The 20698-nt window shown below is 60.7% G+C and carries 21 protein-coding genes; 11 read left to right on the top strand and 10 right to left on the bottom strand.

The genetic code is table 11. The features are described 5' to 3' along the window. Positions 1-81: 81 nt before the first annotated feature. Genes KVG85_RS13840 through KVG85_RS13825 form a run of 4 tightly spaced genes read right to left on the bottom strand, consistent with a single transcriptional unit; the run spans position 82 to position 4116 of the window. On the bottom strand, positions 82-1116 hold the full coding sequence (locus tag KVG85_RS13840; RefSeq protein WP_056783516.1) for an AbrB family transcriptional regulator: 1035 nt from the start codon (positions 1114-1116) through the stop codon (positions 82-84). Then, the gene (locus KVG85_RS13835; RefSeq protein WP_016771277.1) at positions 1109-2623 is read right to left on the bottom strand and encodes a tripartite tricarboxylate transporter permease; all 1515 of its coding nucleotides are present in this window, start codon (positions 2621-2623) and stop codon (positions 1109-1111) included. Before KVG85_RS13835 ends, KVG85_RS13840 begins: the two co-directional genes overlap by 8 nt. 1 nt (position 2624) lies before the next feature. Beyond that, positions 2625-3083, bottom strand: coding sequence for a tripartite tricarboxylate transporter TctB family protein (locus KVG85_RS13830; RefSeq protein ID WP_016771276.1), 459 nt, complete (start codon positions 3081-3083; stop codon positions 2625-2627). Between the two features lie 55 nt (positions 3084-3138). Further along, the gene (locus tag KVG85_RS13825; protein WP_016771275.1) at positions 3139-4116 is read right to left on the bottom strand and encodes a Bug family tripartite tricarboxylate transporter substrate binding protein; all 978 of its coding nucleotides are present in this window, start codon (positions 4114-4116) and stop codon (positions 3139-3141) included. 445 nt (positions 4117-4561) lie between these two features. Between KVG85_RS13825 and KVG85_RS13820 the strand changes: the two genes are divergently transcribed. Beyond that, positions 4562-5233, top strand: a complete 672-nt coding sequence (locus KVG85_RS13820) for a response regulator (protein ID WP_024011992.1) — start codon at positions 4562-4564, stop codon at positions 5231-5233. Further along, complete coding sequence (locus tag KVG85_RS13815) at positions 5226-6611, top strand: sensor histidine kinase (protein ID WP_039760888.1); 1386 nt, start codon at positions 5226-5228, stop codon at positions 6609-6611. The genes KVG85_RS13820 and KVG85_RS13815 overlap by 8 nt, the downstream gene beginning before the upstream one ends. A gap of 146 nt (positions 6612-6757) precedes the next feature. Here KVG85_RS13815 and KVG85_RS13810 read toward each other — a convergent pair whose 3' ends face one another. Both KVG85_RS13810 and ygfZ read right to left on the bottom strand, forming a co-directional pair. Next, positions 6758-7579 carry an HDOD domain-containing protein gene (locus tag KVG85_RS13810; protein WP_024011994.1) on the bottom strand — a complete coding sequence of 274 codons (822 nt, stop codon included), beginning with the start codon at positions 7577-7579 and terminating at the stop codon, positions 6758-6760. 34 nt (positions 7580-7613) lie between these two features. Continuing rightward, entirely contained in the window at positions 7614-8555 is a 942-nt protein-coding gene (gene ygfZ, locus KVG85_RS13805; RefSeq protein ID WP_071174668.1) for a CAF17-like 4Fe-4S cluster assembly/insertion protein YgfZ, read from the bottom strand. Between the two features lie 150 nt (positions 8556-8705). On the opposite strand from ygfZ, the gene KVG85_RS13800 reads away from it, so the two are divergent. Continuing rightward, positions 8706-8960: an FAD assembly factor SdhE gene (locus tag KVG85_RS13800; RefSeq protein WP_007911418.1), complete on the top strand. Its 255-nt coding sequence runs from the start codon at positions 8706-8708 to the stop codon at positions 8958-8960. Further along, the gene (locus tag KVG85_RS13795) at positions 8944-9396 is read left to right on the top strand and encodes a protein YgfX (protein ID WP_122602180.1); all 453 of its coding nucleotides are present in this window, start codon (positions 8944-8946) and stop codon (positions 9394-9396) included. Before KVG85_RS13800 ends, KVG85_RS13795 begins: the two co-directional genes overlap by 17 nt. Here the strand turns inward: KVG85_RS13795 and nadB are convergent. Next, positions 9365-10981, bottom strand: a complete 1617-nt coding sequence (gene nadB / locus KVG85_RS13790) for an L-aspartate oxidase (protein ID WP_217864142.1) — start codon at positions 10979-10981, stop codon at positions 9365-9367. The two genes, KVG85_RS13795 and nadB, sit on opposite strands and share 32 nt — an antisense overlap. Positions 10982-11538: 557 nt before the next feature. Between nadB and rpoE the strand changes: the two genes are divergently transcribed. The 4 genes from rpoE to KVG85_RS13770 all read left to right on the top strand — a co-directional run bounded on the left by rpoE (position 11539) and on the right by KVG85_RS13770 (position 15354). Next, complete coding sequence (gene rpoE, locus KVG85_RS13785; RefSeq protein ID WP_003172477.1) at positions 11539-12120, top strand: RNA polymerase sigma factor RpoE/AlgU; 582 nt, start codon at positions 11539-11541, stop codon at positions 12118-12120. 30 nt (positions 12121-12150) lie between these two features. Further along, on the top strand, positions 12151-12738 hold the full coding sequence (locus tag KVG85_RS13780; protein WP_008077804.1) for a sigma-E factor negative regulatory protein: 588 nt from the start codon (positions 12151-12153) through the stop codon (positions 12736-12738). Between the two features lie 8 nt (positions 12739-12746). Beyond that, positions 12747-13712: a MucB/RseB C-terminal domain-containing protein gene (locus KVG85_RS13775; RefSeq protein ID WP_217864141.1), complete on the top strand. Its 966-nt coding sequence runs from the start codon at positions 12747-12749 to the stop codon at positions 13710-13712. A 208-nt stretch (positions 13713-13920) separates the two neighbouring features. Then, positions 13921-15354 (top strand): DegQ family serine endoprotease, encoded by a 1434-nt coding sequence (locus KVG85_RS13770; RefSeq protein ID WP_016771271.1) that lies wholly within the window; start codon positions 13921-13923, stop codon positions 15352-15354. A gap of 81 nt (positions 15355-15435) precedes the next feature. Here the strand turns inward: KVG85_RS13770 and KVG85_RS13765 are convergent, their stop codons facing one another. Further along, on the bottom strand, positions 15436-16869 hold the full coding sequence (locus KVG85_RS13765; RefSeq protein ID WP_123442919.1) for a M48 family metalloprotease: 1434 nt from the start codon (positions 16867-16869) through the stop codon (positions 15436-15438). 98 nt (positions 16870-16967) lie between these two features. Here KVG85_RS13765 and KVG85_RS13760 point away from each other — a divergent pair, with 98 nt between their 5' ends. Beyond that, positions 16968-17207 carry a sulfurtransferase TusA family protein gene (locus KVG85_RS13760; protein WP_016771269.1) on the top strand — a complete coding sequence of 80 codons (240 nt, stop codon included), beginning with the start codon at positions 16968-16970 and terminating at the stop codon, positions 17205-17207. 31 nt (positions 17208-17238) lie between these two features. Beyond that, positions 17239-18309, top strand: coding sequence for an AI-2E family transporter (locus KVG85_RS13755; RefSeq protein ID WP_217864140.1), 1071 nt, complete (start codon positions 17239-17241; stop codon positions 18307-18309). Between the two features lie 120 nt (positions 18310-18429). On the opposite strand, the gene KVG85_RS13750 is transcribed toward KVG85_RS13755, so the two are convergent. Together KVG85_RS13750 and KVG85_RS13745 are read right to left on the bottom strand one after the other, a co-directional pair. Continuing rightward, the gene (locus KVG85_RS13750; RefSeq protein ID WP_041478861.1) at positions 18430-18903 is read right to left on the bottom strand and encodes a peroxiredoxin; all 474 of its coding nucleotides are present in this window, start codon (positions 18901-18903) and stop codon (positions 18430-18432) included. A gap of 10 nt (positions 18904-18913) precedes the next feature. Next, positions 18914-19474, bottom strand: coding sequence for a glycine cleavage system transcriptional repressor (locus KVG85_RS13745; RefSeq protein WP_071174673.1), 561 nt, complete (start codon positions 19472-19474; stop codon positions 18914-18916). 328 nt (positions 19475-19802) lie between these two features. Here KVG85_RS13745 and dapA point away from each other — a divergent pair, with 328 nt between their 5' ends. Further along, positions 19803-20681, top strand: a complete 879-nt coding sequence (gene dapA / locus KVG85_RS13740; RefSeq protein WP_016771265.1) for a 4-hydroxy-tetrahydrodipicolinate synthase — start codon at positions 19803-19805, stop codon at positions 20679-20681. Positions 20682-20698: the final 17 nt, after the last annotated feature.

The following is a 20698-nucleotide window of genomic DNA, read 5'->3' as shown; positions in this document are numbered from 1 at the left end:
GCGAGCAGGAATTGTGTGCAAGCCACAAACCCCATGCGGGAGCGAGCCTGCTCGCGAAAAGAGCGACCCGATTTCGCAGACTTACGCGGGATGACGATTCCAGTACTTGAACAACGGCTCCGCCAGAAACAGCACAAACAACAGCCGCATCACCTGCATCGCCGTCACCAGCGGCACCGACAGTTGCAGGGTCTCCGCCGTCAGGCTCATCTCGGCGATCCCGCCGGGCATCATGCCCAGGGTAAGCGAACGCAGATCCAGATGGGTCAATGCACTCAAGCCCAGCGCCGCCAGCGACGCGATCAACATGGTCAGCGCGGTGCCGATCAACGTCCGGCCCATGAACGACGGCGCGCGGCGGAAGAACTGCCGATTGAAGTGACAGCCCAGACCGCTGCCAATCAGCCATTGGCCGATCTGACTGCCGCCATTGGGCAAACCGATGTGCAGATCCCAGGTGATGCTGACCGCCGCACTGACCAATAACGGCCCGAACAGCCATGGATTGGGTTGGCGCAGACGCTGCCAGAGCCAGGCGAGCAGGGCGCCCGCCGGAAACAGAATCGCCAGCCAGCGCCAATCGACGCTGCCTGCATGAGAAATCGGCGTACCGTCACCGAGCAGATACTTGAACGCCGCCGGCACGCACAACACCACCACCAACACCCGCAGACTCTGCCCGGCCGCGACATGGCTGAGCAGTGCACCGTTACGAGCGCCGAGGTTGACCATCTCCCCGGAACCACCGGGCATGCTTGAGAAAAAAGCCGTGGCGCGATCCTCGCCGGTGCGGCGCATCAGCCACACGCCGACCACCGCCGAAAGGCTGGTGACCAATGCACCGAAGAAGATCAAACCGAAATGACTGAGCACCTGTTCCATCACCAGCGGGGTGAAGTGCAGGCCGATGCCGATGCCGACGATCCACTGGCCGCACTTGCGCCCGCCAGGGATTTCCGCCAGTTGCCACGGCGTCAGGCAGCGCACCAGGATGATCGCCAGCAACGAGCCGACCATCCACGGAAGCGGCCAGCCGATCTGGCTGGCGATGAAACCGCCAAGCAGACCGACCAGCGGGGTGCCCCACCAGGCTTTCAGGGACAAGCGATCAAACATCGGCAATGACGCGCCGTGCCGCCGAACGTTTACGCCAGATGCGGATCAGCGGCATCAGCAGCATGATTGCGGTGAGGATCCAGCAACCGAAGGTGATCGGACTCGACCAGAGAATCTCCAGCGCGCCATTGGAGATCGACAGGGCGCGACGCAGGTTCTGCTCCATCAGGCCACCGAGGATGAAGCCCAGCAGCAGTGGCGACAGCGGGAAATCCAGCTTGCGCAGGATGTAACCGAAGATGCCGATACCGATCATCAGGAACAGATCGAAGGTGGTCGCGTGCACCGCGTAAACGCCGATCCCGGTGATGATCGCGATGATCGGCACCAGCGCCCAGTTCGGCACGGCGAGGATGCGGGTGAATACGCGGATCATCGGGATGTTGAGGATCACCAGCATCACGTTGGCAATGAACAACGAAGCGATCAAACCCCAGACGATGTCCGGTTGCTGTTGGAACAGCAGTGGGCCCGGGGTGATGTTGTACAGCGACAGCGCGCCGATCATCACTGCGGTGGTACCCGAACCCGGAACGCCGAGGGTCAGCATCGGAACGAGAGCGCCGCACGCCGCGCCGCCGATAGCGGTTTCCGGCGCGGCCAGACCACGGGGATCGCCTTCACCGAATTTGCCGCTGGTGCCGGCGATGCGCTTCTCGGTCATGTAGGCCACGGCACTGGCGAGCGTTGCGCCGGCACCGGGCAGCACGCCCATGATGAAACCGAGCACGCCGCAGCGCACGTTGACGACGAAAACCGACGCCGCTTCCTTGAAGTTGAACATCATCCGGCCGGTGGCTTTCACCGCTTCCTGGCCGTGGTGGGTTTTTTCCAGCAGCAGAAGGATTTCGCTGATCGAGAACAGACCCAGCACCAGCACAACGAACTGAATGCCGTCGGTCAGGTGAATGTTGTCGCCGGTGAAACGGTACACGCCACTGTTGGCGTCGATGCCGACGGTGGAAAGGAACAGACCGATCAGCGCCGCAATAAAGGTCTTCAACGGTCGATCACCGGCCATGCCGCCGAGACAGACAATCGCGAACACCATCAGCACGAAGTATTCCGCCGGTCCGAAGGCAATCGCCCATTTCGCCAGCAGCGGCGCAAACAGGACCATGCCGCAGGTGGCGATGAACGCGCCGATGAACGAACTCCACGCCGACAGTGACAGCGCGACACCGGCCATACCTTTACGGGCCATCGGGTAGCCGTCGAGGGTGGTCATGACGGTGGAAGCTTCACCCGGAATGTTCAGCAGGATCGAGCTGATCCGGCCGCCGTATTCGCAGCCCAGATACACCGCCGCGAGCAGGATCAGCGCCGACTCCGGCGGCAGGCCGAGCGCGAACGCGATCGGAATCAGCAACGCCACGCCGTTGATCGGACCAAGGCCCGGCAACAGGCCGACGACGGTGCCGATCAGGGTGCCGCACAGGGCGGTCACCAGGTTGTACGGGCTCAGCGCGACGCCGAAGCCCTGACCCAAATAGCCAAGGGTATCCATATCAGTTCTCCAGGACGCTGAGCAGGCCGAGGGGCAGCGGAACATCCATCAAGCGATCGAACAGCAGATAGAGACCAACCGCCATCAGGCTGATGATCACCACGCTCGGCAGCCAGCGGCCGCCATAGAGACGGGCCATCGGTACGCCGGTAATGATGCTGGCCACGATGAAGCCAAGGGGTTCGAAGGTGCCGGCGAACACCAGCAGCAACACCACGCACAGACCGATCTTGGTCAGGGTTTCGCGATCCAGCGGCGGCTCATCCGGGTTGTGTTTGATCGGCGCCGGGCGAAACACCATGTACAGCAGCGCCAGCCCCATCAGGCCGAGCATCAGCAGCGGAAAGGCGCGCGGGCCGACCGGTTCATAGGAAAAAGCCGCTTGGTACGGCCACGCCATCAGTGCCAGGCCGGCACACACCAGCAGCAACACCGAGGCGAAAATGCGTTGAATAAGCATGGGAGCTCCTGTGCTGCGTCCCCGCGTAGGAGACGCAGCCACTAGACAGAGACGATCACTGGATCAGGCCGAACTCTTTGGCCAGCACTTTGTAGTCGGCGACCTGCTTCTTCACGTAGGTGTCCAGTTCCGGGCCGGTCATGGCGAACGGGAACAGCTCACGCTGATCGCGCAGCTTGGCGAACTCGTCGGAAGCCAGCAGTTTGTCGAACGCGTCTTTCCACCAGGCGTAGTCTTCGTCGCTGACTTTTGGCCCGAGGTAGAAGCCGCGCACCACTGGCCAGACGATGTCATAGCCTTGCTCGCGAGCGGTCGGGATGTCTTTCATTTCCGGTTCGTCGAGACGCTTGTCCGAGAACACCGCGAGCAGGCGCATGTCACCGCTCTGGATGTGCGGCATGGAGTCGGAGATGTCGGTACTGCCGACCTGGATGTGGCCGCCGAGCAGGGCCGTGGCGATTTCACCACCGCCTTCGAGTGCCACGTAACGCAGTTCGCGCGGGTTGATCCCGGCAGCCTTGGCGATCAGTGCGGTCTGCATCCAGTCCTGGCTGCCGACGGTGCCGCCGGAGCCGATAACCACCGAGCCTGGATCTTTCTTCAACGCCTGAACGAGATCGTCGAGGGTCTTGTAGGGCGAATCGCTTTTCACTGCGATGGCGCCGTAGCTGGTGCCGACGGCCGCGAGCCAGCGCACGTTGGTTTCATCGAAGCGGCCGAACTTGCCCTGGGCCAGGTTCAACAGCGAACCGCTCGACCACGCCACCAGCGTGCCGGCATCCGCCGGACGTTGCGCCACTACTGCGTTGTACGCCACCGCGCCTACACCGCCGGGCATGTAGGTGACGCGCATCGGCTTGCTCAGCAGCTTCTGGTTGACCAGGGCGCTCTGCACCAGTTTGCAGGTCAGGTCGAAACCACCGCCGGGGGAGGCGGGGGCAATGCATTCCGGACGTTTCGGCTCGGCCATGAGTTGGCCGGCAAACAGCATCGCGCCAGCGGCGAGAGCGACTTTACGCAGTGATACGTTCATTTGAGTCTCCAGAGGAGTTGTTGTTATGGATGGACCGAATGACCAAAGGGCAACGCGAAAACCTAGCGGCAGGCGCAGTTTTCTCGCGGCGCGCGCGCAACGACTGAAACAACGGAGGGGATGCAGGACTGCGGCGAGAAGCCGACGGTGTAACGGTGGAATCGAGCAAGGCGAGCAGGCGTTACAGCCTTGGTGCGCATGGAGGGCATGCTGGGGTACTCCGTTATTGTTCTTATGAGTCGAAAACGCTTCATGGCGTTTTTCGTTGCGCTGTGTGGCGGCAGCGGCGACAGTCGAAACTGTCCGTGGGCCGACTCTAACCGGCTAACCTTTCAACAACCTTTCAATTGTCTTTCACGGTTTTTCGGGCTTCACAGCGGCGGTTGCGGCTGTAAACTCCGCGACAAAGCGTGGCGTCGGCCAACCCTGAACGAGGTAAAAATCCATGCGTGTCCTGCTCGTCGAAGACCATTTGCAACTGGCCGAAAGCGTGGCTCAGGCGCTCAAGAGCACCGGTCTGACCGTGGATGTGTTGCACGATGGCGTGGCCGCCGACCTGGCGCTGGGCAGTGAGGAATACGCGGTGGCGATCCTCGATGTCGGCCTGCCGCGCATGGACGGTTTCGAGGTGCTGGCGCGGCTGCGTGCACGGGGCAAGAACCTGCCGGTGTTGATGCTGACCGCGCGCAGTGACGTCAAGGATCGCGTGCACGGCCTCAATCTCGGTGCTGACGACTACCTGGCCAAGCCGTTCGAATTGACGGAACTGGAAGCGCGGGTCAAAGCCTTGCTGCGCCGCAGTGTCCTGGGCGGCGAGCGTCAGCAGCGCTGTGGTGTTCTGGCTTACGACCTCGACACACGGCGCTTCACCCTCGGCGACGAACTACTGACCCTCACCTCGCGCGAGCAGGCCGTCCTCGAAGCGTTGATCGCGCGGCCGGGGCGAGTGATGAGCAAAGAACAACTGGCCGCGCAGGTGTTCGGCCTCGACGAAGAAGCCAGCCCCGACGCCATCGAAATCTACGTGCACCGCTTGCGCAAGAAGCTCGATGGCCAGCCCGTGGCCATCGTGACCTTCCGTGGCCTCGGCTACCTGCTGGAAAGCCGCGATGCATAAGCCCAGCAGCCTGCGCTGGCGGTTGCTGTGGAACCTTGGATGGTTGCTGGTGGTGCTGATGCTCGCCAGTGGCTTGAGCGCTTACTGGAATGGTCGCGAAGCCGCCGACACCGCGTATGACCGCACGCTGCTGGCCTCGGCACGGACCATCGCTGCCGGGTTGTCGCAGCGTGATGGCAGCCTCAGCGCCGACGTGCCTTACGTGGCGCTTGATACCTTCGCCTACGACAGCGCCGGGCGCATCTATTACCAGGTCAACGACATTCACCAGAAGCTGATTTCCGGCTACGAAAATCTTCCCGGGCCACCGCCCGGCACGCCGCGTACCGACAGCTATCCGGCGCTGGCGCGCTTTTACAACGCGAAGTACAACGGCCAGAACGTGCGTGTGGTCAGTCTGCTCAAGGCCGTAAGCGAGCCGAACATGAACGGCATGGCGGAAATCCGCGTGGCTGAAACCGACGAAGCGCGGGTCAGCATGGCGCGCAGTCTGGCGGCTGACACCTTGTTGCGCTTGGGCATGCTGGCCGTGGGCGCGTTGTTGCTGGTGTGGTTCGCGGTGAGTGCGGCGCTGCGCCCGCTGGAGCGGTTAAGAACCGCTGTTGAGGAACGCCAGCCCGACGATTTGCGGCCGCTGCCGCTGGTGGAAGTGCAGCATGAATTGGGACCCTTGGTCCGCGCGCTCAATCATTTCACCGAGCGTCTGCGCGGCCAATTCGAGCGGCAGGCGCAGTTCATCGCCGATGCCGCTCACGAGTTGCGTACGCCGCTGGCCGCACTCAAGGCACGCCTGGAACTGGGCCTGCGCTCGAACGAGCCGGAGACCTGGCGCACCACCCTTGAATCGTCCGCGCAAAGCACCGATCGCCTGACCCATCTGGCCAATCAGCTGCTATCGCTGGCCCGGGTCGAAAACGGTGCGCGGGCGATTGCCGAGGGCGGCGCGCAGTTGCTCGATCTGAGTCAATTGGCTCGTGAACTGGGCATGGCCATGGCGCCTTTGGCGCACAAGCGCGGCGTGGCGCTGGCGCTTGAAGCGGATGAACCGGTGTGGCTGCGCGGTGAGCCGACGCTGCTCAATGAGCTGCTGAGCAATCTGGTCGACAACGCGCTGGCGCATACGCCACCGGGCGGCAATGTGATTCTACGGGTCACGGCCCCGGCGGTGCTTGAGGTTGAGGACGACGGGCCGGGCATCCCGCTGCACGAGCGTGATCGGGTGTTCGAACGGTTTTATCGGCGCAATCAGCAGGTTGCCGGTTCAGGTCTGGGCTTGGCGATTGTCGGCGAGATCTGTCGCGCGCATCTGGCGCAGATCACCTTGCATGATGGCGAGCAGGCAGGGTTGAAGGTGCGGGTCAGCTTTATTGCCGGGTAATACTTTTGTGGCGGGGAATTTTCCCCCTGGTAGTAGTTTTGTGGCGAGGGGATTTATCCCCGCTCGGCTGCGCAGCAGTCGCGGTTCGGATCGCAGAGTCTAGGGTCGCTTCGCAACCCAACGGGGATAAATCCCCTCACCACAGGTCAGTAGAACATCGACCGCGATTCTTCCAGATCCGCGCAAAACTGTTTGTTCTCCGGGTCAATCCCCAGCTTCCTGAACGCCGGCACGCTAAACGGATCAATCCGCGCAAACGGATGATCGGTGTCCTTGCGGCAATACAAATTGGCCACTTGCACGACATCGACGTAATCGATGCGCGCCGAGTCGCGGCTGAAGTCTTGATACAGCAACGGCAAATGCACCAGGCGCTCGGGAAACTCCCAGACCCGCAGCAATTTCTCGCCGAGCAATGGGTGAATCTGCTCGATCACATGGGTCAGGCTGACCGCATCGGAGAGCAGTTCATTGTGGTCTTCGGCGTAAGTCAGAATCGGCAGCACGCCAATCTGATGCACCAGCCCGCCGAGTGCCGCCTGATCGGGTTTGAGCTGAGTGTGACGACGACACAGGGCATAGCTGACGCCAGCGATTTCCAGACTGCTGCGCCAGACTTCGCGCATCTTCTGTTCGACCACCTCGGAGCGGGCATTGAAGATCTGCTCCATCACCAGACCGATCGCCAGGTTGCTGCTGTAGTTGATGCCCAAACGGGTGATGGCGGTGTGCAGGTCGGTGACTTCCTGCGCGGCGCGCAGCAGCGGACTGTTGACCACTTTGATCAGGCGCGCCGACAGCGCGGTGTCGCGGCCGATGACTTTGCTCAGATCGCTGACGCTGATTTCCGGATCCTCGGCGGCCTTGCGAATCTGCAGGGCCACTTCCGGCAACGTTGGCAGAACCAGGTCATCGTTATCGATGGCCGCAACCAAATCCTGTTGGACCTTTTCCGCCAGTTCGCTCATTTGGACTCTCTAGGGTGTTGCAACAATGCTGCGATCAACGCTGGATTTCGCGGTCGCGATCCAGTTCGTAAGGCAGGTCGAGCACGTGCAACGCGGGGCCTTCGAGGGCGCCCAGACGCAAATCACCGGCTTCGGCAGCTTCGGCCTGCAACACGGCCAGGAGTTCAATGTTTCCTTCGGCGTTCGCTGCCAGGACCACTTCGCCAATCGAGCTGTTGTGGCTGGGGGCAAACAGTTGAGTGCCGGGCTCCGGCAACTCGGCCGCGTCGAGGCGCAGGCGGTACAGGCGCCGCTTGAGCTTGCCCAGGTACTGCATGCGCGCAACGATTTCCTGGCCGGTGTAGCAGCCTTTCTTGAAGCTCACCCCGCCGACCGCCTGCAGATTGAGCATCTGCGGGATGAACAGTTCGCGAGTGGAAGGCATGACCTGGCCAATACCGGCGCGGATCTGGCCCAGCAGCCATTGATTCAGTTCGGCCTCAGGCAGTGCGGTCGACAGTTGGCTTTGAATGTTTGGCGCCTGAGCGGCAGGCACCCAGAGTTCGGCGCGCTCGGGCGAAACGCGAATTGCGATCAGGCCTTCATGGCGCACAACGCTGTCGGTTTCGGCGGGCAGTGCCAGACCGAGGCTGGTCAGGGCTGCATCGCCATGCGCCAGACCGAAGCGCACCCAGGCGGCGCTTTCATCGGTCAGCTTCGATTTGGAGAACACCGCGTACTTTTTCAGGTCGGCCAGTTGCGGCTCGAGCAGCTCGCTGGCCATCGCCATCACCACGCCGTCGCCCTCAAGCAGGATGCGGAAGCTCGACTGCATCCGGCCTTTCTGCGTGCAGCGGGCGCCGAGGCTGGCGCGGGTGTCGCTCAGGTAATTGATATTGCAGGTCAACTGGCCTTGCAGGAATTTTCCGGCGTCCGCACCGCGAACCGCGAGTACGCCTTCATGAGACAGGGTGCAGAAAAAAGCAGAATCGGCCATGGGTCATCGCAGGGGAAATAGACTGGGGCACATCATAAGGGGGCAGGGTTGAAATGGGTAGTTGATAAAGGATCAGGGGTCCCCGACCAAAGCCGACTGTGCGGCCCGCGCCGGGGCTGTATACTGCCCGGCAAATTCGAGGAGGGCTCCATGGTCGAACAAGTTGAACTGAATCGCCTCTTTTGGCACAGCCGTCGCGGCATGCTTGAGCTTGACGTGCTGCTGGTGCCGTTCGTGCAGGAGGTTTACGCGACGTTGAATCAAGTGGATCGCGATCTGTACGTGCGTTTGCTGACCTGTGAGGATCAGGACATGTTCGGCTGGTTCATGGAGCGCAGCGAGTCGGAAGATCCCGAGCTGCAACGCATGGTCCGGATGATTCTGGATCGTGTCCAGCCCAAGTAATACGTTCGAATGCCGCTGGCATGCCTCACGGCAGTTGCTGGCGGCGTATCTGTCGGCCCAGGCGTTCGCCATGGGTTCGTTGTGTCTGCTGTCGATTCCACTCTGGGCCAGTCTGCTCGGCGCTTGCGTCTGTGCGCTGCACGGTTTTTGGGTGCTGCCACGGCAGATTCTGCTGAACCACCCGAAAGCATTCTGCGGCTTGCGCCGCGATGGCGATGGCTGGCAGGTGTGGAATCAGGCTGATGGCTGGCAAGCGGTGCAACTGCGCCCGGACAGTCTGGCGCTGCCATTGATTGTGGTGTTGCGCTTTCGTTTGCGAGGAGAGTGGCGGGTCAGGTCAATCTGCGTGCCACGTGACTCGCAGGCGGCGGATCTGCACCGACGCCTGCGAGTGCGGCTCAAGTTCAGCCGGCGTAGGTGGGTGGCACCAGAATAGTGTCGAGCGCTTCGGGGAGCATATCCGGATAGTCGAGGGTGTAATGCAGCCCGCGACTTTCCTTGCGTTCCATGGCTGAGCTGATCATCAATTCGGCAACCTGTGCCAGGTTGCGCAACTCGATCAGGTCACGGCTGACTTTATAGTTGCTGTAGAACTCATCGATCTCATCCAGCAGCAGACGCACCCGGTGCTGCGCCCGTTGCAGGCGTTTGTTGGTGCGCACGATGCCGACGTAGTCCCACATGAATCGGCGCAACTCGTCCCAGTTGTGCGCGATGATCACGTCTTCATCCGAGTCGGTCACCTGGCTGGCATCCCAGACGGGCAGGGCGGTTGGCGCCGCGACGTCATCGAGTTGCGCAAGAATATCCGCTGCTGCCGAACGGGCATAAACGAAGCATTCCAACAGCGAGTTGCTGGCCATGCGGTTGGCGCCGTGCAGACCGGTGAAACTGGTTTCGCCGATGGCGTAGAGCCCGGGTACATCGGTGCGACCGTGCTGATCGACCATCACCCCGCCACAGGTATAGTGCGCGGCGGGGACGACCGGGATCGGTTGTTTGGTGATGTCGATGCCGAAGCCCAGGCAGCGCTCATAAACAGTCGGGAAGTGAGTTTTTACGAACGATTCAGGCTTGTGGCTGATGTCGAGATATACGCAGTCGACACCCAGGCGCTTCATTTCATGGTCGATGGCCCGCGCGACAATGTCACGAGGCGCCAGCTCGGCGCGCTTATCGAAGCGATACATGAAGCGCTCGCCGTTGGGCAGCTTCAAATGCGCGCCTTCGCCACGCAACGCTTCAGTGATCAGGAAACTCTTGGCTTGCGGGTGATACAGGCAGGTCGGGTGGAACTGGTTGAATTCCAGGTTCGCCACCCGGCAACCGGAACGCCAGGCCATGGCGATGCCGTCACCGCAGGCGCCGTCGGGGTTGCTGGTATAAAGGTAGACCTTGGCTGCGCCGCCCGAAGCCAGAATCACGAAGCGTGCGCCGTAGGTGTCGACTTCGCCGGTGGCGCGGTTCAGCACGTAAGCGCCCAGGCAACGATCGCCTTCCATGCCCAAGCGGCGTTCGGTGATCAGATCGACGGCGACGCGCTGTTCCAGCAATTCGATGTTCGCGCGCTCTTTGGCCTGGGCCAGCAAGGTTTTGAAGATCGCCGCGCCGGTGGCGTCGGCAGCATGGATGATCCGTCGATGGCTGTGGCCGCCTTCGCGGGTCAGGTGAAATTCGAAACCACCGTCTTCAGTGCCGGACTGTTCGTCGCGGGTGAACGGCACGCCTTGGTCGATCAGCCATTGGATGGCTTCGCGGCTGTGCTCGACGGTAAAGCGTACGGCGTCTTCATGGCACAAGCCGCCGCCCGCATTGAGGGTGTCGTCGACGTGGGATTCGACAGTGTCGGTATCGTCGAGCACGGCGGCAACGCCGCCCTGGGCCCAGAATGTCGAACCGTTGGCGAGATCGCCTTTGCTCAATACGGCAATGCGCAGATGACCGGGTAAGGTCAAAGCGAGAGTCAAACCGGCAGCACCGCTGCCAATCACCAGAACATCGTGTTGGAACTGTTGGCTCATTTCAGGATTCCGCTCAAAGCGACCCGGGTCGGGGTTGGCGCAAGACAGCTGGATCGGCGAGTCAAGACAGCCACACAGCCCACTAGTATATAGAGGGGTTGGGCGGCACAATAGCCGGGCCCAGATGGCATTGTGAGACTACTGCGCAGTAAAAAGCGCTGTGCTTCGTCGGAAGTTTTTTTCATCGGTTTTGAAAAATGACACCTGTATCGGCGCTGAAACAGTCTTTTCCGAGCAGGGTTGCGCAATGTCAGGTGGGTACGGCTATAAATAATTGGAACTTTTGCCAAAGGCCCAAGATCAATAGACCGTGCCAGAAACCAGGGACAGTGTCGGCTTCAGTGCGGAATCTGCGTTTGGATTTCTGCCGGCGAAACCGATAACAAGATTATTCGCGCAGCCGGTTTATCCCGCGCTGCGTTTTTCGTGCGTGCCAAATCAGAGCCCGCAGGAAACTTGCTTGGAGGGGGAGAACTTTTGCGAAAAGCCCGAGTCTATGTTTGCAAGTCTGGTCGTTTAGTAATGCAAGTCTCCTCCGGGCTTATCGAGGAGTGTTCATGCTAACCCAGGAAGAGGATCAGCAGCTGGTCGAACGCGTACAGCGTGGCGACAAGCGAGCTTTCGATCTGCTGGTGCTGAAATATCAGCACAAAATTCTCGGGTTGATCGTGCGTTTTGTGCACGACACCCATGAAGCCCAGGACGTTGCTCAGGAAGCCTTTATCAAGGCGTATCGGGCACTTGGAAATTTCCGCGGTGACAGTGCGTTTTATACGTGGCTGTACCGTATTGCCATTAACACGGCAAAGAACTACCTGGTTTCCCGCGGCCGTCGGCCGCCGGATAGCGATGTAAGTTCAGAGGATGCAGAGTTCTACGATGGCGATCACGGCCTCAAGGATCTCGAATCACCGGAACGTGCATTGCTGCGGGATGAGATCGAAGGCACTGTCCATCGGACCATCCAGCAACTGCCAGAGGATTTGCGTACGGCTTTAACTTTACGTGAATTCGATGGTCTGAGTTACGAGGACATTGCGAGCGTCATGCAGTGTCCGGTGGGTACCGTGCGCTCCCGGATTTTCCGCGCTCGGGAGGCCATCGACAAAGCCCTGCAACCGTTGTTGCAGGAAAACTGAGACAGCGGCGACAGCCAAGAGAGGAACGCCATGAGTCGTGAAGCCCTGCAGGAATCGCTGTCCGCAGTGATGGATAACGAAGCGGACGAACTGGAATTGCGTCGAGTGCTCAGCGCACTGGATGATGTTGATACCCGTGAGACCTGGGCTCGTTACCAGATCGCTCGGGCAGCCATGCACAAGGATCTGCTGCTTCCGCGTCTGGATATCGCTGCGGCAGTGTCTGCTGCGCTGGAAGACGAAACGGCTCCGGCCAAAGTATCCCGCAGCCCATGGCGCAACCTGGGTCGCCTCGCTGTTGCCGCTTCGGTAACCGTGGCCGTTCTGGCCGGTGTTCGCCTGTACAACCAGGACGAAATCGCCGGTGTTGAGCTGGCCCAACAGTCGAACCAGCCTACTCTGGCCACTCCACAGGTCAAGGGTCCGGCAGTTCTGGCTGGTTACAGCGAGAGCTCGGAAGCGACTGGTCCGATGGCCAACGGCGTTCTGCAAGGTCAGCCAGGCTGGCATGATCAGCGTCTGCCAGGCTATCTGCGCCAGCACGCTCAGCAGGCTGCACTCAAGGGAACTGAAAGCGCGCTGCCATACGCACGTGCCGCAAGCCTGGAAAACCGTTAAGGAGGATCATGCGCGCCATCCCTCTACTTACGCTTCTGCTCAGTGGCTGGTTCATTGTTCCAGCCCACGCTGACGAGGCCCAGGACTGGTTGACCCGTCTGGGCCAGGCCGAGCAGCAGCAAAGCTTCCACGGCACTTTCGTTTACGAGCGCAACGGCAGTTTTTCCACGCACAACATCTGGCATCGTGTCCAGAATGGCCAGGTTCGCGAGCGGTTATTACAGCTCGACGGCTCGGCTCAGGAAGTCGTGCGCATTGATGGACGTACTCAATGCGTCAGCGGCACCCTGATTGCGGGATTGGGTGATTCACCCAACGCTGCCGCCCGTGCGCTGGATCCCAAAAAGCTGAAGAGTTGGTATGACCTTGCCGTCATTGGCAAGTCGCGCGTGGCCGGCCGTGATGCAGTGATCGTGTCGCTGACGCCTCGTGACCAGCACCGTTACGGTTTCGAACTGCATCTGGACAAGAAAACCGGGCTGCCACTCAAGTCGTTGCTGCTGAACGACAAGGGGCAGTTGCTTGAGCGTTTCCAGTTCACCAGCCTCGACACGGATGAAATCCCGTCGGACAAGGACTTGTTGGCGGACCCGGATTGCAAGCCTGTCAACATCGCAAGCGACAAGGCTTCTGCAGCTAAAACCGTGCAAAACTGGCGTTCGGACTGGCTCCCGCCAGGCTTTGAGCTGACCAGCAGCAGTTCGCACAAGGATGCGCAGACCAAGACCCAGGTCAGCAGTCTGATGTATGACGATGGTCTGGCGCGTTTCTCGGTGTTCCTTGAACCGTTGAATGGCGCAACCGTCACTGACACCCGCACTCAGTTGGGCCCGACCGTCGCGGTATCCCGTCGCCTGACCACGCCGCAGGGTGAAATGATGGTCACGGTGGTCGGCGAAATCCCGATTGGCACCGCCGAACGAATCGCTCTATCGATGCGCAACAACGATGGCGCTGCGACCAGCAAGCAGTGAGCTGATTTCAGTCATTTCCACTTCGTCGTCGAGACGTCGAAATGTTTGCTGAGCATTTTCATTTGCAAAACCCCTGAAAATTTTTTATAGGTCAGAGCCTCACGGCTCTGGCCTTGTTTGTTGTTCCCGGAACAAAAATGCCGGTCTGTGGTTTCCGGTGTTCCTTTGCTCCATATCGCTTAACCCTGCTCGTCGTAACGGGAGCTGTATGTCGATACCAAGTTTGAAGTCTTACCTTTCCATTTTCGCCACCGTGCTGTTGCTCGGTCAGGCGGTCCCTGCTGCGCAAGCGGCCGATCTGCCTGATTTCACCCAGTTGGTCGAACAAGCGTCGCCAGCGGTAGTGAACATCAGTACCACGCAGAAACTGCCGGACCGTCGGGTCAATCAGCAGATGCCGGATCTGGAAGGCCTGCCACCGATGCTGCGCGAATTCTTCGAGCGCGGCATGCCGCCTCAGCAGCGCTCGCCGCGTGGCGATGGACGCCAGCGTGAAGCGCAATCGCTGGGTTCAGGGTTCATCATTTCGCCGGATGGCTACATCCTCACCAACAACCACGTGATCGCCGATGCTGACGAAATCCTCGTCCGTCTGGCTGACCGCAGTGAGATGAAAGCCAAGCTGGTCGGCACCGATCCACGCTCTGACGTGGCGTTGCTGAAAATCGAAGGCAAGGATCTGCCGGTGCTCAAGCTCGGCAAATCCCAGGACCTGAAGGCCGGCCAGTGGGTCGTCGCGATCGGTTCGCCATTCGGCTTTGACCACACCGTGACCCAAGGCATCGTCAGCGCTGTCGGTCGTAGCCTGCCGAACGAAAACTATGTGCCGTTCATTCAGACCGACGTGCCGATCAACCCGGGCAACTCCGGTGGCCCGCTGTTCAACCTGAACGGTGAAGTGGTCGGTATCAACTCGCAGATCTACACCCGCTCCGGTGGCTTCATGGGCGTGTCGTTCGCCATCCCGATCGACGTGGCGATGGATGTTTCCAACCAGCTCAAGAGCGGTGGCAAGGTCAGCCGTGGCTGGCTGGGCGTGGTCATTCAGGAAGTGAACAAGGATCTGGCCGAGTCGTTCGGTCTGGATAAGCCGGCCGGCGCCCTCGTTGCGCAGATCCAGGATGACGGCCCTGCGGCCAAGGGCGGCCTGCAGGTTGGCGACGTGATCCTGAGCATGAACGGTCAGCCGATCGTCATGTCGGCCGACTTGCCGCATCTGGTCGGCGCGCTGAAGGCTGGCGCCAAGGCCAATCTGGAAGTGATTCGTGAAGGCAAGCGCAAGAACGTCGAACTGACCGTCGGCGCAATCCCGGACGAGGACAAGGAGCTGGCAGGTCTGCCGAAATCCGGCGCTGAAAGCAGCAGCAACCGCCTCGGTGTTGCGGTCGGTGAATTGACCGCCGAGCAGAAGAAAACCTACGACCTCAAAGGCGGTGTGGTAATCAAGGAAGTGCAGGACGGTCCTGCGGCCCTGATCGGTCTGCAGCCGGGTGACGTGATTACTCACCTGAACAACCAGGCCATCGGCTCGGCCAAGGAGTTCACCGACATCGCCAAGGCGTTGCCGAAGAACCGCTCGGTGTCGATGCGCGTGCTGCGTCAGGGCCGTGCCAGCTTCATCACCTTCAAACTGGCTGAATAAGCCAGCGGACGGGTAAAAAAGAAACCGCCTCGAAAGAGGCGGTTTTTTTGTGTCTGCAGCTTTTGTCTTGTCTGGAAAGACTCAGCCCATCATGTCCTTGACCATGCGCTCCTGCTCCATCAGTTCGCGCTGGCGGGCATCGATGCGCGAGGACAACGGGAAGTTGTTGCCGGCCTTGCGCTTGGCGAAGTCCAACTGCTGAATGGCCTGGCGGTAATCGCCGACCAGCGCAAAGTACTCAGCGCGCGCCTGATGCAGGCCGATGATGTTGCCCGACAAGCCACGGGTTTCAGCAACCTGATACCAGACGTCCGGATCATCCGGGCGGGACTTGAGCAGGCTGTCCAGCGCCTTCTCGGCATCGGCGGCGCGATTCTGTTTCAACAGCAGATCGACACGCACCTGATTCAGCGGATAGTTGCCCGGGAACTGCGTAAGCATGCGGTCGACCCGTGACTGCGCATCGGGCAGGCGATTGTTGGTGATGTCCAGATCGACCTGCGCGAGGTTGTAGATGATCTCGTTCGGCGACTTGGCCAACAATTGCTTGAGGTTCTCGCGGGCTTCGTTGAGCTGGCCGCCTTTGATCTGGGCGATGGCGAGGCCGTAACGCGCCACATCGTTTTTCGGGTTCTCATCGAGCAGGGCGCGGAAACGCTTGGCGCCCAGTCCCGGGGTTTCTTCGTAGATCAACTGCACCCGCGCGCGGATCAACTGGTAGCGCATGCTGTCTTCGATGCCGCCCGGTTTCGCCTGCTCGGCGCGGTTGCGGGTGTCGGCGATACGCGATTCGGTGACCGGGTGAGTCAGGAGGAATTCCGGCGGCTTGGCGTCGAAGCGATATTGGCGCATCAGGCGTTCGAACATGGTCGGCATCGAGCGCGGATCGTAACCAGCCTTTTCCAGGTTGAGAATGCCGATGCGGTCCGCTTCCTGTTCGTTCTGCCGCGAGAAGCGCCGTTGTTCCTGCAGCGCCGCAGCCTGGCTGCCGGCGATGGTGGCGATGCCGGCATCACCGCCGCCTGCCGCCGCGATGACGATACCCGCCAGCAATGCGGCCATCATCGGTACCTGCATGCGTTGTGATGCCTCCACCCCGCGAGCGAAGTGGCGTTGCGACAAGTGCGCCAATTCGTGAGCGAGCACCGAGGCGTATTCACCTTCGGTCTGGGCGTTGAGGAACAGGCCGCCGTTGACCCCGACCACGCCGCCCGGCGCTGCGAAGGCGTTGAGTTGTGGGCTGTTGATCAGGATGAATTCCAGGCGTCGGTCGGAGACCTGACTGGTCTCCACCAGCTTGTAGACGCTGGATTCGACGTAATCCTTGAGCTGCGGATCGTTGAGCTGGGAAACCTGACTGCGCAGCATGGCCAGCCACGCGCGGCCGAGCTGGTATTCCTGTTGCGGCGAGACAATGGCAGAGCTGGCGTCGCCGAGTGACGGCAGATCGTCGGCAAAGCCTGGTGAGGCGAGCAGGCAAGCGAGCGTCAGCAGGGTAGGGCGCAGAAAAGTCATGCACAAAGCCTTGGAGGACAAAGACCTTACTGTAGCCGGACACCGAAGCCGCGACCAGATATTCTAGGCAGCTCGACAACCCGAACCGGAGTGACGCAATGACTGACGCTGTAGCCCATGACGTGGAACTGGACGCCAGTGGCCTGAACTGTCCGTTGCCGTTGCTCAAGGCAAAAATGGAACTCAACAAACTGCAAAGTGGCGCTGTGCTCAAGGTGATCGCTACCGATGCCGGCTCGCAACGCGACTTCCGTACCTTTGCCAAACTCGCCGGTCATGCGCTGTTGCGCGAAGAAGACGAGGCTGGCGTCTACCGTTACTGGTTGAAAAAAGCCTGAAGCGCCGCGCCTAAAATCGAAGGGATTATTGATGTTCAAAGTGTTACGCGACTGGATTCAGCGCTACTTCTCCGATGAGGAAGCGGTGGTGCTGGCAGTGCTGCTGTTTCTCGCCTTCACCGCCGTGCTTACCCTCGGCGGCATGCTTGCGCCGGTTTTGGCCGGGATGGTGCTGGCGTATCTGATGCAGGGCCTGGTGGTGACGCTCGAGCGGCTGCGTGTGCCCGGCGGGGTGGCCGTGGGGCTGGTGTTTGCGCTGTTCATGGGCGCGCTGATGCTGTTTATCGTCGTGGTGCTGCCATTGCTGTGGCATCAGTTGATCACGCTGTTCAACGAATTGCCGGGCATGCTCGCCAAGTGGCAGTCGCTGCTGCTTCTATTGCCCGAGCGCTATCCGCATCTGGTGTCTGACGAGCAAGTCCTGCAGGCGATCGAAGCGGCGCGGGGCGAGATTGGCAAGTTCGGTCAGTGGGCACTGACTTTCTCGTTGTCGAGTTTGCCGCTGCTGGTGAACATCATGATCTACCTGGTGCTGGTGCCGATTCTGGTGTTCTTCTTCCTCAAGGATCGGGCGATGATCGGCGAGTGGTTGCGCGGCTATCTGCCTCGCGAGCGCGCGCTGATCACCCGCGTCGCCCAGGAAATGAACCGGCAGATCGCCAATTACATTCGGGGCAAAGGCATCGAGATCGTCATCTGTGGCGGGGTGACCTACATCGCCTTCATCGCGCTGGGCCTGAACTACGCGGCGCTGTTGGCGTTGCTGGTCGGCTTGTCGGTGGTGGTGCCTTATGTCGGTGCGGTAGTGGTGACCGTACCGGTGCTGCTGATTGCGCTGTTCCAGTGGGGCTGGAGCGATCAGTTCATCTACTTGATGGCGGTCTACGGGATCATTCAGACGCTGGACGGCAACGTGCTGGTGCCGTTGCTGTTTTCGGAAGCAGTGAACCTGCATCCGGTGGCAATCATTTGCGCAGTGCTGTTGTTTGGCGGGTTGTGGGGATTCTGGGGGGTGTTCTTTGCGATCCCGCTGGCGACGCTGTTCAAGGCTGTGCTGGATGCGTGGCCGCGCAAGGAGCCGGTGGTGGCGCCGTTGCTTTAGCGGTTGATCCGGATTTTGCAGAGAGGCTATTCGCGAGCAGGCTCGCTCCCACAGTGATTACATTTCAATTGTGGGAGCGAGCCTGCTCGCGAAGGCGTCTTTACAGGCGCAGCAAAACCATCAGGCTTTGTTCAGAGCCTCAGCCGCCGCCAGCACGGCATCAACATGCCCCGGCACCTTCACACCACGCCACTCCTGGCGCAGGACACCGTCCTTATCAATCAGGAAAGTGCTGCGATCGACGCCCAGGTATTCCTTGCCATACAGCTTTTTCAGCTTGATCACGTCGAACAACTGGCAAACCGCCTCGTCCTTGTCACTGATCAGTTCGAAGGGGAACTCTTGCTTGCCTTTGAAATTTTCGTGCGACTTCAAACTGTCGCGGGAAATGCCGAAGACTTCGGTGTTGGCAGCCTTGAAAGCCGCATATTGATCGCGAAAGCCCTGGCCCTGAGTGGTGCAGCCCGGGGTGCTGTCCTTCGGGTAGAAGTAGATCACCACTTGCTTGCCCTTGAGTTCGGACAGGCTGACGGTTTGCCCGCTGGTCGCAGGCGCGGTGAAATCCGCAACCGGTTGGTCGATGACAACGGCCATGAAAGCTTCCTTACATTGGGTTTTGTGGGCGCCAAGGTTCGATCAGGGCATCCAGGTTCATCGCGTCGGCGAAATCGAGGAACTGATCGCGCAGCCAGCTGATCTGCGTGTTGGCCGGCAGGGTCACGGTGAACGTGGCGTTGAGCATGGTGCCGCCGGTCTGTGGAGCCTGATAGGTGTCGCAGGTGAGGTTTTCCAGTTCGACGTTGTGATCCATGAAGAACTGGCACAGCTCATTGATGATGTCCGGGCGATACGCCGAGCTGACGTAAGCCACGTAAGGCAGCGCCTGCGGGCGATTCTCCAGAGCGGCACTGCGCACCACATTGACGGTGAAAGCGTGACGCTTGGCCAGCAATGGCAGGCTGCCTTCGAGGCGCGCGAGGGCGTCCCAGCTGCCGGAAATTTCCAGCACCAGGGCGCTGCACTCGCCGTGGCGGGTCAGGCGAGAGGTGACGACAGCGCAGCGGTTTTCATGGCTGGCGCGGCACAGGACGTTGGTCAGCTCCATGGGGTTGGCGCCGAGGGCACTGATGACAAGGAATTGTTCGCGAACTGTGGGGGTGGACATGCAGCATTCCTAAAGCGATGAGCGGTCGGTAGGTTGACGGGCGTTGGTGGCCGGGAGTGCCTGTTCTGGCGGTCCGTATAAAGAGCCCCGGCCAGCGTTCGCGGCTCGCTCCACTGTGCGGGAGCGCGTCGATGCGACGCAGGAACGGGGCCTGGGAGGCCGAAAGGGGAGGCTGAAACCCGGCGTACAAGCTGATCTGTACCGATCAAAGTCTGAAGGGTAGCGAAAAGCGGCGCCAAGGGGAATGGCGGCGGCGCAGTACTTCGCTTGTGCAAGCATCTTGGCGCCAGTACCATTACCGCTCTCTTTTTCCGGCAGGAGCGGTTTCATGATTGCGGGCAGTATGGTGGCACTGGTCACTCCCATGGATGCACAAGGGCGTCTTGACTGGGACAGCCTCAGCAAACTCGTGGACTTCCACCTCAAGAACGGCACCCATGCCATCGTCGCCGTCGGTACTACCGGCGAGTCGGCCACCCTTGATGTAGAAGAGCACATCGCCGTCATCAAAGCCGTGGTCAAACAGGTTGCCGGGCGCATTCCGGTCATCGCCGGCACCGGCGCCAATTCGACCCGCGAAGCCGTCGAGCTGACCCGCAACGCCAAGGCCGCCGGCGCCGACGCCTGCCTGCTGGTTGTCCCGTACTACAACAAGCCGACCCAGGAAGGCCTGTACCAGCACTTCAAGCACATCGCTGAAGCGGTCGACATTCCGCAGATTCTCTACAACGTTCCCGGCCGCACCTCCTGCGACATGCAGGCCGAGACGGTGATTCGCCTGTCCACCGTGCCGAACATCATCGGCATCAAGGAAGCCACCGGCGACCTCAAGCGCGCCAAAGCGATCATCGATGGCGTGAGCAAGGATTTCATCGTGCTGTCCGGCGATGATCCGACCGCTGTCGAGCTGATCCTGCTGGGCGGCAAAGGCAACATCTCGGTCACCGCCAACGTCGCCCCGCGCGAAATGGCTGACCTGTGCGAGGCCGCGCTGAAGGGCGACGCCGATACCGCACGCGCAATCAACGAAAAACTGATGCCGCTGCACAAGGACCTGTTCATCGAAGCCAACCCGATTCCGGTGAAGTGGGCTTTGGTCGAAATGGGCCTGATGCACGAAGGCATCCGCCTGCCACTGACCTGGCTGAGCACCCCTTGTCATGAAACGCTGCGCTCGGCCCTGCGCCAGTGCAACGTCCTGGTTTAATTGAGGAAGTACAACGC

It is taken from the genome of Pseudomonas triticicola, from assembly GCF_019145375.1.
Lineage (GTDB): Bacteria > Pseudomonadota > Gammaproteobacteria > Pseudomonadales > Pseudomonadaceae > Aquipseudomonas > Aquipseudomonas triticicola.
Note: the sequence above shows the minus strand (reverse complement) of the source record. Positions and strands in the feature narration are given on the sequence as shown.